The organism is Pseudoalteromonas sp. McH1-7, from assembly GCF_013366255.1.
In the GTDB taxonomy this organism is placed as follows: Bacteria; Pseudomonadota; Gammaproteobacteria; order Enterobacterales; family Alteromonadaceae; genus Pseudoalteromonas; species Pseudoalteromonas peptidolytica.
Genome location: NZ_JABWPQ010000017.1, coordinates 21,520 through 38,449 on the forward strand (window position 1 = coordinate 21,520; position 16,930 = coordinate 38,449).

Consider the following 16,930-nt stretch of genomic DNA (forward strand, 5'->3'; position numbering starts at 1 on the left):
ATGACAACCGTGATTGAAGTGAAAAACTTAAGGAAGGTCTATAAAAGAACACGCAAAGTCGCTGTAGACGATGTGTCGTTCAGCGTGAGCGAAGGAGAATGCTTTGGACTGCTTGGCCCCAATGGCGCGGGTAAAACAACCACGTTGGAAATACTTCAAGGGCTGCGCAGTGCCACTGCTGGCGAGGTGATTTTGTTTGGACTCAACTGGAAGCAGGATGAAACGAAATTACGCAGCCTGATGGGTGGTGTAATGCAGCACAATAACCTCTACGAAAAACTCAAAGTAAAAGAATGCGTTGAGTTATTTGCCAGCTTTTACCCAAGTTATACGCCAATTGACACTCTGTTAGCGCGCTTCAATTTGAGCGAGAAAAAAGATGCTTGGCTGAGCGAGCTCAGCGGCGGGCAAAAGCAACGAGTATTTCTCGCCATGGCTGTTGTGGGTAACCCAAAACTGGTGTTTTTAGATGAACCAACCACAGGGCTTGATCCCACCAGCCGCCAAGAATTTTGGCATATCATCAAAGATCTTAAAGCAGCAGGAACCTGCGTGTTGTTAACGACCCATTACATGGATGAAGCCGAATTTTTATGTGACAACTTGGCCATTATCAACTCAGGTCAAATCATTGAGTCAGGTGCACCAAGCGCCATCATTAATCGCACCTTTAAAACACCAGTGATCAAAGAACCAAGAAAAGCCACGCTCAACGACGTATTTTTAAAACTTACAGGTTCCACAATGGAGGCGCAAAGCTATGCCTGAGTTAAGTCAAACTAAGTTAAACCAAACGCAGCCAAGTCAAACAAAGCTATATCCTTTTTGGCAATTAATGATGGTCAATATTCGGCCTTTCTTCCGCGATAAAGCGGTGTTGCTATGGACGTTCGGCTTGCCTATTTTCATCGCTTTATTGCTCATTCAGGCCTTCTCTGGCGGACCAAAAATGTCACCAATTAATGTAGTCGTAATGCATGGTGAGCAAATTGAACAAAAGTGGTTAAAAGCCATGGAGGAAGACCCACTGATCACCGTTACCCGCCTGTCGCAAACGGACTCAATTGTAATCGAAGACAGTTTCGCATCGGCACAATTGGCTGAAGTGATTAGCTCTCCTGGGTCCGTGTTGCGTAAGTTACAAAATGAGATAAGCCCTGAAGTATATCTCGCACCAAATGCGATGTTTTCTACCCATAACTCCGATGAGTCGTTAATGGCACGTAATTATTTATTGCGCCTAAAAGAGCAAGCTAACGGTCAGGTGATGCAAAGTAATGTGGTTAGCGTCAAAGGCTACCGTTATACAGATTGGTTGATCCCTGGGATCATCGTTTTGCAGGTTCTGGGCCTGGCACTAGTATCGATTGCCAATAGCCTAGTATCTGATAGGCAGAACGGCTTTTTCAAACGCCTTCGCCTCTCCCCTTTTAAGCGTCGCGATTACATTATTGGGATCGTGCTTGCACGTTTGTTCTTGCTGGTATTTCAAATGGCTATCTTGTTTGTGGCATTTCACTTTTTATTTGGCTACACGCTACAGGGCAATGTTGTCGACATCATTTTAGTCATGGCGTTAGGCTCATTTTGTATCTGTATGCTCGGTGTTTTAGTTGGCGCACGCAGCCAACGCGTCGAAGTATCTTCTGGTATTGCCAACCTACTTTATTTTCCATTGATGTTTTTATCAGGCATTTACTTCGACACCGCCAACTTCCCTACTGTGTTACGGGAAATTGTGTCGCTCCTGCCCACTACTGCTTTTTTGGATGCCCTGCGCTTAGTAGCCAACCAAGGTGTTGAGCTTGTGGCTGTCAGTCGACAATTGATTATTTTAGGTGTCACCAGCGTGGTGTTTTTTCTCATTGTTTACTTTTGCTTTGACTGGGGAGATGAAAAATCATGATCACCGACAACTTGCCACATCAGGCACCATTTAAATTCGCCGACAAGATCATTGAACACTCACCAGGTGAGATGATTGTTGGGCTTAAGTTTATCTCACATAACGAGCCGGGGCTTCAAGGGCACTTTCCCGATGAGCCTATTTTCCCTGGGGTACTCATTATTGAAACCATGGCGCAAATAAGTGGCCTTTGCTGCAACAATTCCCATACAGGAGGCATGCTGTCTTCAATTGAGAAGGCTAAGTTTAACCGCCCTGTACGCCCGGGCGAGATCATAAAAGTGACTGCGAAATTAGAGACCGAGTTTGGCGCGCTGGCTCGATTCAAAGCGCAGGCACATGTTGAAGATGAGTTGGTCGCCAAAGCCGAACTCACCATTGTTTACACGGATTAAGGAATTAGCTTGTGTTTACTGGAAAAACAGTCGTAGTAACTGGCGTATCCAAAGGGATAGGCAAAGGCATTGCACTGGCCTTTTTACAAGGGGGTGCTCGCGTATACGGTCTTTGCCGCACACAAACCCCGATTACAGAATTACATCAGCCTGAGTATGAAGCTCGCTTTGTCCAGCAAAGTGGCAATATTATTGATTGTGAATTTGTAAATGCAGCTATTCGCCGAGCAGTTAACGACACAGGTCGAGTCGACGTGCTGGTGAATAATGCTGGCGTCACCCAAGATAGTTTGTTTTCGCAAATGTCTTACGACGCATTTCACGACGTGTTAGACATAAACTTTAAAGGCACGTTACAGTGCTGCCAGGCCGTGTTGCCTGTAATGACAAAACAAAGCGCTGGCAAAATTATCAACATGGTGTCGCAAAGCGGGATCAGCGGCCGTGAAGGACAAGCCAACTACGCCACTTCAAAAGGCGCAATCATTGGGTTAACTCGGACAATTGCTCGCCAATATGGGCACTGTGGCATTTATTGTAATGCCCTCGCGCCAACCTTTATCGCCACCGATATGATTGATGATATTCCTGCCAGTATTATCAACCCGGTGTTAAAACACACCGCCCTTGGCCGCGTTGGGAGCGTAAAGGAAATCGCGGATGCCACGCTTTATCTCGCTTCAAGTGCGTCAAATTATCAAACTGGAAATGTCCTCCGGCTAGACGGAGGGCTTGCGGTATGAATGCTCAAGCGTTTATTTTGCTCTATCCAACTGGTGAGTTTGATAACCACTTTATTGCCCATTTATTATCACAAAAACACCCGATACTGCTGATTAATGCCAGCCCTTTGGTTGTTGCACAAAACCCAGAAGCTACATATCTATCTTTAGATGCGCCGCTCAGTACATCTGACACCGCAGTACTATTAGACTGGTTTGAAACCCACAACAAGCAACAAGAAGTGATGGTGTTACATTGTGCCAATCGCCTCGATGAGAGCAAGTTGCTTGAAGACATCAGCGTCGGTGAGCAAGTGATAGCTCGGCTGGAAAATGCCTTTGTTGTGCTTAGAGTAATCGCCGATAGCTTACGGATGAGTGGTGGTAATCTGGTGTTTTTGACCCAATCAGACACGCTAAATTACGAATTAGAAGCCACTGCTAGTGTCTGTAATCACGCCCATAATGCGCTGATGATGACACTCGCTCGAGAGTATCAAGGCAGTAAGCTTGCGGTAAATAGTTTTGTGCTCCCATTGCTTGCAACTGATAGCAAAGCCGCAAGAATGCAAAAGCGCAATCTTAAAGGCGGTGTACTCGGGGCCCGCCCTGCGGTGTTTAGCCATCAAGATCTCGTTGAATACCTAGTCAACTTTATGAGAACCAACACCATGCTAACCGGCCAGTCGATAGCATTTACCCCTACGTTGGAGCTCAAGCTATGATGCCAGTTGATCTCTATTGCTTTCATCACGCCGGCGGCTCATCACTGTTTTTTCGAAAGTGGACACAGTATTTACCTGACCATTGGCAGCTGCACGGTATCGACTTACCCGGTCGCGGTACTAAAGCAGGGATACAATCTCAGCAGGATTGGGAAGAAGTACTTGATCACTTAAGTAGAAATATGCAAATTCAGTCACGCAGTGAGCGGCTTTGCGTATTCTTTGGTCATAGCCTCGGTGGCATGGTGGCGTATAAGCTCGCTGATCACCTCCGTAAACATGCCTTGGCAACCCCAGATTTAGTGTGTCTATCAGCCTGTCGTGCTCCTTGTATTCCATCTGTGACACAGTACGCGAAACTGAGTGATAGCGACCTACTCGCTACTTTGTATCAGCTTGATATGCTGCCAGCGCACCGCCTAAGCCAAGAAGTGGAAACCGTAATCACAGGTATGTTTAAGGATGATTTTACCCTCGCGGAGCAAACCGTAAGCACGGATATTACCCTTACCATGCCTGTAGAGCTTATTTTGGCAACACAGGATCATTTAGTAAGCCCGGAGTCTTATCGCGCTTGGTATCCCTACTGTGAGAACCATTTTCAGCACCATCATGTTGTGGGCGATCACATGTATTTACAACCTCATCCAACGCTTGCATGTGAGGTGATCACCCGTGCAGTAACACGGCATCTAACCCGCATACAACAAACCAAATACCACAAAGTAAATTGGCAAAAGCCGCTGTGTTAGAGCGAAAAAAGGATAACGTAATGAACTCACTGTCTATTAACGCCAACTTCAAGCCTCTTTCAACAAGACAGCTTCACGTATGGCAAGCGCAACAACTTGATTTGGCCAACCCGGTTTATAATATCGCTTGTGCTGTGACATTTACCGGCGAGCTTAACAAGCCGGTGTTACAACAAGCCCTCGAACTTTTATTTGTACGCCACCCTATCCTGTCAAGCTGCATCAATGACACAAAAAATGAGCCGCAACTGGAGTTACTCAGCACCCCTCCTTTATTACTTAATGTTGCGCCAGAATTCATTTCACACACTGATGCTGACACCGCTAAGACAATAATTGAACAGGCTATCAATATCGAAAAAGAAACCTTTCAGTTTTATGTTTGTGGATCTGACACTAGACTGTTACTGATCATTAAAGGTCATCACATCAATTGTGACCAGTGGGCGCTGCAAGTGCTCATGAGTGACTTACTCGCTTGTATTGAGGCGGTGCTTGATAACACGGAGCTTAACCTTGCACCACTTGATTACAACGTGATGTTTGAGGAAAAGCCATCCCGCGACAGCAAATCAGAAAACCAAGCGCTCTATCCAATCGACTTTTATCAAAGTAATACCGAGACACTCAAACACCATTACGACGGTATTGCCTTTCGCGAAGAAAATCCGCAGGCATTAAAACAAGTAAAACAGGCAGCCGCTCAAGCTGGCGTGACCAGCTTTAGCGTGGTGCTCGCCAGTGTCTTTTTGACTTTATTTCATACTACCGGACAAACCGACTTAACCATTGGTATTCCAATGGCTCGTCGTACCCGAAAAACGCGAGCAATTTTGGGTCACTACTCTGACGTGGAAACGGTTTCTATTTGCGATATTGAGCAATACAGTGGCGCGTCGCTTATCAATGAAGTCAGTAACCAGCTGACGCAGTTATTACTCTCTGGTAACAGCAATAAAGACGCTGCAAAACATATTAATGTCACCTGTAACTACTTGGCCAGATTAAAAAGCAATGGTATTCGTCCGGGGATCACCCCGTTGATGATTGGTCGTCAGGGGTATGAACTGACTCTAGGTTCAGCAGGTAACACTCTCGTTAAAGGCGTATCTATTGAGCCTGGCGTTTCTCAATTTGATATCGAGTTTACCCACTTTGAAACAGAAGGCGGCCTGTGCCGCAAAGTGGTCGCGGCAAAATCTGTGTTCTCTCGTGTCGCCATGACACGGATCACCGATATTCAAGCACGCTTTATTGAATTACTTACCCACTCAAGCGATATAAATGTGGCCGAACTTCCCGTACTTGATGAGGCAGAGCAACAGCTTATTTTGGCACGCAGCAACCAAGAAAATAAAACCTTCTTCTCAGACATCACCCTAAATCAATGGTTTGAGAAAGCGGCAATCGAGCACCCGCATCGGATTGCACTACGAACCCAAACGCAGTCTATTGATTATCAAACCCTGAACGCCAGAGCCAATGCCCTTGCTCTGCATTTACGAGACCAATACCAGTCTGAGTATCAACAGCCACTTAGCGCTGATACGTTAATTGCGCTATATATGCAGCCTTCTATTGAGATGCTAATTGCAATTATTGCGGTGGCTAAAGCGGGTGCGGCTTATGTGCCACTGTCTCCTGATCATGCCAGCGAGCGGACAACGTTTATTTTGAGCGATACCAACCCAAGTCTATTACTAGTCGATGAACAGCAGTACGCGGCAGCGCAAGATAAATGTCATGTGGCGCAGGTGACTTGTCCATTAGTTACACCACTTGCTCCCCAGCAACAGTGCAATGAAGCGCCAAAAATCAATCAGTCGCCGAAAGATTTGGTCTACATCATTTATACCTCAGGTACGACAGGCAAACCAAAAGGCGTAATGCAAACCCACGAAAATGTTGCCAGGTTGTTTAGTGCAACCGCAAAAGACTATGGCTTTAACCACCAAGACGTATGGGTCTTATATCATGCCTATACCTTCGACTTTAGTGTTTGGGAAATGTGGGGGGCGCTGCTGTATGGCGGCCAACTGTGTATTCCTGACAATCGTCTTATTCGTGATTTTGAAGCATTTGCACAGTATTGCTCAACCAACCACATTACTGTACTCAATCAAACGCCTGCAGCCTTTTACGAATTTAGTGCCGCCGCCCTTCGTGCCAAATTAAACTTTGACCAATTGAGATATGTGATTTTTGGTGGCGACAAGCTTAACCCTGAAATGCTCAACCCATGGTGGCATCACTATGGCGATGAACAGCCTCTACTAGTCAATATGTATGGGATCACAGAAACCACCGTCCATGTAACTTATAAAGCATTGCAACAGCACTCTAGCTCTAAGGCGTCACACATTGGCAGACCGATTGCTGATATGAAAGCCTACGTATTAAACAGCAAATTGCAATTAGTCGAACCCGGCGCAAGCGGAGAGTTATATATTGGCGGAGCCGGTCTAGCTCGGGGATATTTAAACCGTGAAGAGTTAACCCAAACACGCTTTATTAGCAACCCATATGCAACCGAGCAAGATGTTCAACAAGACCATGTCAAACTCTATAAAACCGGCGATTTAGCAAGACGCTTACCGGATGGAGAACTGGAGTATATTGGTCGCAACGACAACCAAGTGAAGATCCGAGGCTATCGCATCGAGCTTGGTGAAATCGAGGGCGTACTCAACCAACTGCCTGAAGTCGCCCAAGCTGTAGTTATTGACCGCACCTTACAAAACGTCCCATACCTGGCCGCTTACTTGAAGTTTAACCCTGAATTTATGGGCCAAATTGAGCAAGTCAAAGCACAAGTATCACAAGCGCTTCCTAATTACATGCTACCGAAAACTTGGACAGAATTGACTGAAATTCCATTAACCGGTAACGGTAAGTTAGACCGCAAAGCCTTGCCTGAGCCCGTGCTTACAAGCCAAAACGAATACGTGGCGCCAGAGGATGAAACCCAAGCCCTGCTATGCGAGGCATTTAAATCGTTACTGGGGATTGAAAAGGTCAGTACCAAAGACGACTTTTTCGCCATCGGCGGCGACTCAATTTTGACAATTCAGCTCGTTGCTTCACTCCGACAGCAAGGTATTGAGCTACAAGTTAAAGATATTTTTGACTGTCCAACAGCATACACGCTGAGTAAACGCATTCTCAGTGTGCAGGCAACTCAACGCGAAATCGTACAAGAACAGGGGCTATTAACTGGGCGTTTTGATTTACTGCCAATACAACAGTGGTTTTTCAATAAGGAATTACCTGATGAAAACCACTGGAACCAAGCCTTTGCCATTCGAATCCCAACTGGTTATAGCCACGCTCAACTGCAAGAAGCATTACATAGTTTGAGTGAACAACACGATATGTTGCGCACAACTTTTATGGAATTTGAAGGCCATATTAGCCAAGAATATCGCGATACTAGCACGATGGCAGCGCTTGATACCCTGGATGGCCAGTCTCCTATACTTGTTACCGAACTAAACAAACGACAAAGTCAGTTTGATATTTGTCACGGCCCGCTTTGGCAAGTCACGCATATCCAAGCATTTTGTGAAGAATATGACCTACTTCACTTTGCGCTGCATCACTTAATTATAGATGCTGTTTCTTGGCGGATCATTGCCCAAGATCTGCAAACACTGCTAGAGCGTGGTGAGCTGCTCGCTAAACGTACCAGTTATCGTCAATGGGTGGAGATGATGCAGTCTTATCCTGCGGCACACCCTCAAGAAATGACATTTTGGCAACGTGTAGCAACCAACTTGCCTAGCTATCCACCAGTTATGGCAGCCACTCCTTCAACAGTTTGGTTGGAATTAGACGCAAAAGCTACGACTCACTTACTGCGTGACGCCAACGCTGGGTTTAATACCCAAAGTGAAGAGTTATTACTGGCGGCATTATGCCAAGCGTTGAGTAAAACATTTAGACAAACTCAGCACGCCGTTACCCTTGAAAGCCATGGCCGTGAAATGTGGCGCGATGATGTTGACATTAACCAAACTCTCGGTTGGTTCACCTGTTTATATCCACTACGGCTGACACAACAGCGCACCCTGGGCGACACCATTATTGATGTCAAAGAGGCCCTGCGCCAAATCCCGAACAAAGGACTTGGTTTTGGTTGTGCACAACTGCAAGACACCAGCTTAACATTGCCAAGCATCAGTTTTAATTACCTAGGTCAAATGGGCAGGCAAAGTGATGCGCTATGGCAGATAGACAACCAGCTACAAACTGAGACAAGTTCAGCTCAGAACAACTCAAATTTACTTCTCGATATCAATGCACTAGTTCAAGGGGAACTGCTGAGAATAAAAGTAGATTCCTTGCTTGATGGCAATCTCACCGAGGCATTTGCACGTCATTTAACACACGCATTATATGAAGTAATTGAGGTAGCGCTTGAGGCTAAAGCCCATGGTGGAGTAAGTACACCGAGTGACTTTGGTGCCGAATCCCTTTCACAGGAGCAACTCACCGCATTGCAATCTCAGCTACATGAAACACCACAAGAACACACCTCAACTCAGTCTGAAAAAACACAAGAATTAGAGATATAAACCATGTTGAATTTATGCCAATCACTTGCAAAGGATAATATTGCGCTTTGGGCCAACGTAGACAAGTTGAAGATTGTCCACGGTGAACAAGGACTCAGCCAACAGTGGGTTGACTACCTCAAAGCAAATAAGACCGTATTACTTGACTATCTTACGTCGCAGCAGGTTTTTTCTGAGCAGGACTTTGAACAACTCCTCGCGACAGAGCGCAAAAGAGCCTCTGAGATCCGTGCTATTTATGATGCCAACAGCATGCAAAAAGGCTTTGTTTACCATCACCTTGCCCAGCCTAACGACGATGCGTATCGCGTCCAATTAGTGATTGATTACCATCAAGCGCTCGACATTGATGCTTACCAACAAGCTTGGATACTGGCTTCAATGCGCTACCCTGCACTACGTACCGCATTTAACTGGGATAATGAAATTATTCAAGTGATCAAAGGAGGAGCTGGGTTCACTCCAGATCACTTTAGCTTTTACGACTTCAGTACATTAGGCCAAATCGAGCAACAAGCACGTATAGATAAATTAATACACGATGATCGCCATACGCCATTTGACCTCACTAAACCTGGATTAATGCGCTTTGCTATCGTTAAACGCAGCGCTACACACTTCACCTTGATTAAAGCAGAGCACCATAGTATCAGCGATGGTTGGAGCTTTCCGGTAATGTTACAAACCGTGCACCAAAACTATGGCAAGCTCGTTAATGGCGAGCCGGTGATCGTAGAAGAGGAAACTGCGTACCTAGAAACGCAGGCGCTGTACCAGCAAAACCAAAAATCTAGCGACACGTATTGGCAGACTCAAAAAGCAAAATTTGCTGAGCCCAATGATATCAATCGATTATTAAGCAAAAGTATTGACCAATCCGGCTCTTCACAAATCAGACAAGCAGCGGCAAGGGAGTTAAAACTCTCCTCAGAGCGTTATCAGCAACTTAAGTCGTTTGCTAAGCAACAAGGACTAACATTGAATGTATTGATGCAGTTTGCTTGGCATAAATTATTGCAATACTACTGCGATGCTGAGCAAACCATTGTCGGTACGACAGTTTCTGGTCGTGAGTTACCGGTTGATGGGATCCATACCAGTGTTGGCTTATACATCAACACCCTGCCCCTGGCACTGGAATGGCAAGAAGACGCTAGTATTGCCACCCAACTGAGCGCTTTGAAAGACAAAATTGCTGAGCTTAACGGCCACAGTAGCGTTTCATTGTCACAGCTACAGGAGCCAAATACTCGCCTGTTCAACAGTTTATTTGTATTTGAAAATTACCCAACGCCAGCAGGGCAAGATGTACTCAAGTGGTCATTCGATAAAATGATTGAGAAAGTAGACTACCCGCTCACCATCAGTGTCGTTGAACAGCAAGACATTTTATTACTCAAATTAAGCTTTTGCGAAACCATGCTAGCACCGAGTAAAGCACAGCGATTGCTCTACCAGATGACATTGGTGTTAGATGCCCTGGTTGCTGATGAGAACCAGCCGCATAGTCAAATTTCTTTGTTAAGTGCTGATGAGCGAGCGCCAATGGTTGAAGTAGATGAGCATGCGGATTATTTGCACACTACTATCCATGAATTAGTTACTCAGCAAGCACAAAAAACGCCGACGCGAATCGCGCTGGTTGAGAACGAAACACAGCTGACATATCAAGAATTAGAACAAAATGCGAATAGGCTTGCCGCCTACATTAAAGATCATGTAGACCTTAGTGTTAGCCAGCGCTTTGTCGGTCTATTCTGTCAGCGCTCTGCCGATATGGTTGTGGCGAAGCTCGCGATTTTAAAGGCCGGATGTGCATATGTGCCGCTGAACCCTGATTACCCAGATCAGCGCATCGAATATATGCTCAGCGATACTCAGCTCGGCCTTATCTTGACCCAAAGTGAATTGCGCCCACGCATTGCAGCGCTGGTTTCAAGTTGTCAAGCTCACCCGCAAATCACCTGTTTGGATAGCCTAGTGCTTGCAGGCGCACAACCTGTGTTAACAGATGCAAACGCACACACAGAAGCCTATGTGATCTACACATCGGGCACAACGGGCGAACCAAAAGGTGTGGTCGTACCCCATCGTGGTGTGGTTTCTTTGGTGCAAAACACCGACTTACTAAATACCTCTGAAGACGATGTATTTATTCACCTATCTAATCCAAATTTTGACGCCGCCACGTTTGAAATCTGGACACCGCTGATAAACGGCTGCAAATTGGTCGTAGCAAGTGCACAACAAGGTGCTGAGCCTGACAGCCTATCGAGATTAATCAAACAGCACAGCGTAAGTGTGCTTTGGTTAACGCGAACATTATTTGATTCACTGTATTTACAACAGCCAACTATCTATGACCATGTGCGCTGCGTTATCACAGGCGGTGAAGCTATCACCCCAAGCATAGTGAAGAGTATTCTTGCCAGAAGCGCTCGACCAGAGCTGATTGTTAATGGTTATGGGCCGACTGAAAGCACCACATTTACTACGTTTTATCCGTGTGCCGAGGTTGACGGTCCAGTCCCCATTGGTCAAGCCATCAATCATCGCCAAGTACTGTTGTTAGACAAATACCAAAAACCCGTACCTCATGGAGCAACAGGCGAGATATTTATCGCAGGTGCCGGACTTGCGTGCGGTTATCTGAATAAACCAGAGATGACGGCGTCGCGCTTTATCGATAATCCATTTGCAAGCGAAAAGGCCAAACAACTTGGGCTGGATAAACTTTATAAAACAGGGGATTTAGCACGTTGGTCTGAATCAGGGGCGTTAGAGTTCTTAGGCCGTAACGATCACCAAGTGAAGATCCGCGGGTTTAGAATTGAGCTTTCTGAAATAGAAGCACAACTGAATGAATTGGCACAAATCAAAGTGGCTGCCGTGGTGGTATTCGAGCAAGCTGGCAACAAGCAGCTTGCCGCTTATATCGTGCCAGAGAACGGCGAACTAGACTTAACTGCCGTAAAGCAGGAGCTGGCTCAGGTTTTACCAAGCTATATGATCCCAAGCTACTTTGAAATCATGTCGGCATTACCGGTTAATAACAATGGTAAGCTTGATCACAAAAAACTGCCTACTCCCACCGTGGTGGATGAGGACAATTATCAAGCACCCAGCAGCGAATTAGAAAAGCAACTATGCAGTATTTGGCAGTCAGTATTGGGATTAGAACAGGTGGGTGTCAACGATGACTTTTTTAGAGTCGGTGGCGACTCTATTGTCAGTATTCAACTTGTGTCTGCACTGCGTAAAGCTGGTTTTAACCTTCAGGTTAAAGACATTATTGACGCCCCAAATATCGCAGCGCAAGCTTATCTCATTCATCATGTTAGTAACGACACCATTGAGCTACGTACAGAGCAAGGCACGTTAAGTGGCGAGTTTGCACTACTGCCAATCCAAAAGTGGTTTTTTGATTTGGCGCTACCAGATCCAAATCATTGGAACCAAGCATTTACTCTTAACTTGCCAAAGCACATTGAACATCGTGCACTGACGCAAGCTATTCAAGCGCTGAGCGCACATCATGATATGCTACGTTGCCACTTTGTTCAGACATCCAGCGGGATAAAACAAGCGTATCAGGAGGCAATGGAGTTTGAAGTGCCATTACTTGATGCAACCGAGCTAAGTAAAAGTGTATTGTTTGACGAGCTGACCAAACTGCAAAGCCAATTTGATTTATTTAATGGCCCACTGTGGCAGGCAGCGTTAGTAAAAACAGCACAGGGCAATCAGGTATTTTTTGCCTTCCACCACCTCATTATTGATGTCGTATCGTGGCGTGTGCTAAGCCAAGACTTACAAACCTTATTGAGTGGCAAAGCACTGACTGACAAGCTCACCAGTTACCGTCAATGGGTAGATGCCATTGCAGCCTACCCTGCAACTCACCCAGAGCAGGCGTATTACTGGCAAAAAGTACAACAAGGATTTACCAGCCAACCTACTTACTCAGCACAATCACAGCACAGCATCATGTTAGAACAAGAAGCAACCGCTAAGCTGCTACGAGAGGCCAACCTGGGTTTAAACACTGAGATAAACGACTTGCTGTTGGCCGCCCTCAATATTGCCCTGTACAGCACGTTTGAAGAAAGTAGCATCAACCACATTCAACTTGAGGGCCATGGCCGAGAAAATATCGACCCTGGCTTGGATGTGTCACAAACCCTAGGCTGGTTTACCAGTATGTATCCGGTGCGCCTTGAACACCACAACGACGTTATTACAACCATCGCAAACACCAAAGAAATGCTGCGCCACATTCCAGATAAAGGCGTAGGTTATGGCGCTTTTGTACAAGCAGATAAAGTCAGTGCAATCCGCCCTCAGGTGAGCTTTAACTACTTAGGTCAATTGAATCAGCAGCAGCAAAACCAAGACTGGCAGCTAGATGATACTCATGCAGGTTATGTGATGACTAAGGCGAACGCTCAGGCTGATAACACACTACTACTCAACATCAATGGTGCAGTTCGCGGTACTGCGCTTCACTTTGATGTAGTTTCAAGGTTAACCCCATCGCAGTCTTTGGCATTTGTTGAGCACTTTGAAATGGCGCTTCTCCAAGTCATCAATGCAGGCTGTGAACTAGCCGCGCAAGCGCCGCAGCAAACCCCAAGCGACTTGGGGTTAAATGATTTGTCTTATGACCATTATCAAGCGCTGAGCAAGCGCTATAATATTGAAGCGCTTTACCCTGCTAATAGTTTACAGCAAGGTTTTATCTATCATGCCGTAAATTTCCCAACAGATGATGCCTATCGGGTGCAACTCGTCATGGATATTGAGCAAGCACTAGAGATTGAGCATTTTATTCATGCTTGGCGTTTAGCGTCGGTTCGCTTTCCAATTCTTCGCACCGCTTTTGATTGGCAAGAGTGCCTACTTCAAGTGGTGTGTCGCGATGCCAGTATTGACGACAGTCACTTTACCATCACAGATCTGTCATCCCTTGACGAACACAGCCAACAACAAGCTATTCAAGAGGCGCAAGCCGCAGACAGACAAATACCGTTTGATCTGAGCCAACCTGGGCTTATTCGCTTCAGCTTATTTAAGCGTGGTGAAAACTTCTACACGCTTATCAAAACCGAGCACCATGCCATTAATGACGGCTGGAGTGGACCGTTAATGCTGCAAGCGGTTGCGGGATATTATCGTCAACTTTGTGCTGGGGATACACCTGAGGTGCAAACCCAGCAAACCTATTTAGAAGCGCAAGCTTATTATCTTAAAAATGCAAAGAAAACGCAGGCCTACTGGCAGCAGCAACAAGCTGACTTTAATACCGCAAACGATATAAACTTGTTGCTTGGTGGCCAGTATGACTTGTCGCAAAGTCGAATTGTTGAGCAAGTGCAATCGGTACAGTTTAGCCTTCAAGGTGAGACATTTAGGTCACTACAACATACTTGTCAGCAAGCTGGCGTCACCCTCAACGTGGCACTGCAATTTGCTTGGCATAAGTTACTGCAAACCTATTCTGGTGATAACCAAACGATTGTTGGCAGCACCGTATCTGGCCGTGAAATTCCAGTCAATGGGATTGAACAAGCAGTCGGTTTATTCATCAACACCTTACCTTTAGTGGTGAATTGGCAAGCAGAGGCAAGTTGCAATGACATCCTCAAAGCGATTCAAAAAGGCGTAGCTGCACTCAATAGCCACAGCGACATGAGCTTGTCGAAATTACAGCGTGATGGTCAACGCTTGTTCCATACCCTCTTTGTATTTGAAAACTACCCGACTCCAGAAAATACTGGCAGCTGGAAGTTCAGAGAATCAATAGAAAAAGGTGACTATCCACTTTCTGTGGTGGCTCAAAGCGAGTCAGACCGCTTAGACTTTGTAATGCACTACAACGCTGAGTGGTTAAGCGCAGCGCGGGCAGAATGGATCCTTGACCAAGTGCAAGCCATTTTGATTCAGCTGGGGGAGCGGCTAACACAACGCCATCAAAGCATTAGCTTGGTCAATAAGCAAATGCAGACAACGCTCAGTCAATGGCACGACAACGCCGAGTTATTTGCCACCGATAAAGATCTGGCAAGCATCGTGGAGCAGCATGTCGCGAGTCACCCTGAACAAACAGCCATATTAACCAGCAGCGGTGACGCACTGTCTTATGCCGAGCTAAACGGTAAAGCCAATGCCCTTGCCAACCACATCATTACTCAGCACCCCAAAGCCCAAGCTGGCCTATTGCCTGCCGATACCCCTATCGCGCTTTACTTTTCTCGCAGCAGCGAGATGCTCATTGCTATGTTGGCTGTGCTCAAAGCCGGTGGTGCCTATGTCCCTGTTTCACCAGACTACCCCGAAGCTCGGGTTGAATTTATTTTAACCGACACCAATACCGACTTGGTGCTAACGCAGGAAAGTCACTTACCCTCACTTAACCCTGTGCTTGGAAAAGGCGTGAAAGCGCTCCGTGTCAATACCCATGCACTGGCGGTGGAGCATGAGAATTTAGTGCGTCCAACGGCTTTGACTAACTTGGCTTATATCATCTACACCTCAGGGACAACCGGGCAACCCAAAGGCGTGATGCTCACTCAGCACAATGTGCTCTATTACCTTCATGCCTTAACCCGCCAGTTAGGGGATAAGTATCGTAACATCGACTTTTCGTCTAACTACTGTTTTGACCTGTCAGTCACGACCACCTTATGTCCGCTCCTCGCGGGGCAAACCGTGTGTGTCTATGAAGGCGATATTCTTGATGCTGCCGCCTTTAGAGTTCACCTCAGCGCCGCGAATATTGGTTTTGTAAAAACCACACCGAGTCTTGCCATGGCACTCTTACCAGGCAGTAACGCACAAGTCGATACCCTAATGCTCGGTGGTGAAGCGCTGACTGAGCAGGCCATTGACGCCTTAAGCGGCCATGTTAATGCTATCTTCGACGAATATGGCCCCACGGAAACCACTGTCGGTGCGATGCTGGCACAAGCGTACCCTCGCCTTCATCAAGGCATAGGTAAAGCCTATCCTAACGTTAATCTTCATGTATTATCTGAGTCGCTCCAGCCCATGCCTATTGGCGCACCGGGTGAGTTGTATATTTCAGGTCTTGGGGTTGCCCGCGGTTACTTAAATCGCCCTGAGTTTAATGCCGAGCGCTTTATTGATAACCCGTTTAGTCATGACCCCGGCCATAACAAACTCTACAAAACAGGTGACCTTGCCCGCTTCCTAGACAACGGCGACTTGGTGTATCTCGGTCGTAACGATGAGCAGGTAAAAATCCGTGGTTATCGCGTTGAATTAGGTGAAATTGCCGCTGCCATTGCCAATCAGCAAGGCGTACAAAACGCCGTGGTGATTGATGTACCTGCACCGCAAGGCAAAGCATTGGCCGCCTACCTTGTTGCAGAGTCTACTCTTGAAATTACCGAGTTAAAGCTTGCCCTAAGTGCTGCATTACCAGAGTACATGGTGCCCAGTCACTTTATCCTAGTTGAACATATTCCACTCACCGGTAACGGCAAGCTTGACCGTAAGGCTCTGCCTGCACCAGAGCTTCAAGCCGATAACCTCTATGTGACACCGCGCAATGCTTTAGAAACCCAGCTTTGTGAGATTTGGCAGCAGGTACTTGGTCTTGAGCAAGTGGGCATTGAAGATAATTTCTTCCAAACCGGCGGCGACTCTATCTCAGCTATCCGGTTGATGAATGCGTGTAACAAAGAGCTGGATTTAAACATCCCAATTTCGGCTTTGTTTGAGCATACCCATATTGCCGCAATCGTCGACAACCTAGAAACACTGAGCGCCGATATCGAGATCAAAGCAGACTCGGGATCACAACAAGAACAAACTAATAGCATGAGGATTTAGCC

Annotated in this window: 8 protein-coding genes; all 8 read left to right on the forward strand. The window is 46.3% G+C overall.

The genetic code is table 11. The features are described 5' to 3' along the window. From HUZ36_RS12900 to HUZ36_RS12935, 8 genes are read left to right on the forward strand one after another with little or no spacing between them, the layout of a single operon-like run. Positions 1 to 768 (forward strand): ABC transporter ATP-binding protein, encoded by a 768-nt coding sequence (locus HUZ36_RS12900; RefSeq protein ID WP_176033062.1) that lies wholly within the window; start codon positions 1 to 3, stop codon positions 766 to 768. After that, positions 761 to 1,906, forward strand: a complete 1,146-nt coding sequence (locus HUZ36_RS12905; RefSeq protein ID WP_176033063.1) for an ABC transporter permease — start codon at positions 761 to 763, stop codon at positions 1,904 to 1,906. The genes HUZ36_RS12900 and HUZ36_RS12905 overlap by 8 nt, the downstream gene beginning before the upstream one ends. Continuing rightward, a complete protein-coding gene (gene fabZ / locus HUZ36_RS12910; RefSeq protein ID WP_147390328.1) occupies positions 1,903 to 2,301 on the forward strand; it encodes a 3-hydroxyacyl-ACP dehydratase FabZ in 399 nt (132 codons plus the stop codon). Before HUZ36_RS12905 ends, fabZ begins: the two co-directional genes overlap by 4 nt. 11 nt (positions 2,302 to 2,312) lie before the next feature. After that, positions 2,313 to 3,044: an SDR family NAD(P)-dependent oxidoreductase gene (locus HUZ36_RS12915; protein ID WP_125254180.1), complete on the forward strand. Its 732-nt coding sequence runs from the start codon at positions 2,313 to 2,315 to the stop codon at positions 3,042 to 3,044. Beyond that, the gene (locus HUZ36_RS12920) at positions 3,041 to 3,748 is read left to right on the forward strand and encodes a hypothetical protein (protein WP_147390329.1); all 708 of its coding nucleotides are present in this window, start codon (positions 3,041 to 3,043) and stop codon (positions 3,746 to 3,748) included. The genes HUZ36_RS12915 and HUZ36_RS12920 overlap by 4 nt, the downstream gene beginning before the upstream one ends. Further along, on the forward strand, positions 3,745 to 4,500 hold the full coding sequence (locus HUZ36_RS12925) for a thioesterase II family protein (protein ID WP_176033064.1): 756 nt from the start codon (positions 3,745 to 3,747) through the stop codon (positions 4,498 to 4,500). Before HUZ36_RS12920 ends, HUZ36_RS12925 begins: the two co-directional genes overlap by 4 nt. Before the next feature lie 20 nt (positions 4,501 to 4,520). Further along, the gene (locus HUZ36_RS12930; protein ID WP_176033065.1) at positions 4,521 to 9,074 is read left to right on the forward strand and encodes a non-ribosomal peptide synthetase; all 4,554 of its coding nucleotides are present in this window, start codon (positions 4,521 to 4,523) and stop codon (positions 9,072 to 9,074) included. 3 nt (positions 9,075 to 9,077) lie between these two features. Then, complete coding sequence (locus HUZ36_RS12935; protein ID WP_176033066.1) at positions 9,078 to 16,928, forward strand: non-ribosomal peptide synthetase; 7,851 nt, start codon at positions 9,078 to 9,080, stop codon at positions 16,926 to 16,928. The last annotated feature ends 2 nt before the right edge of the window (positions 16,929 to 16,930 follow it).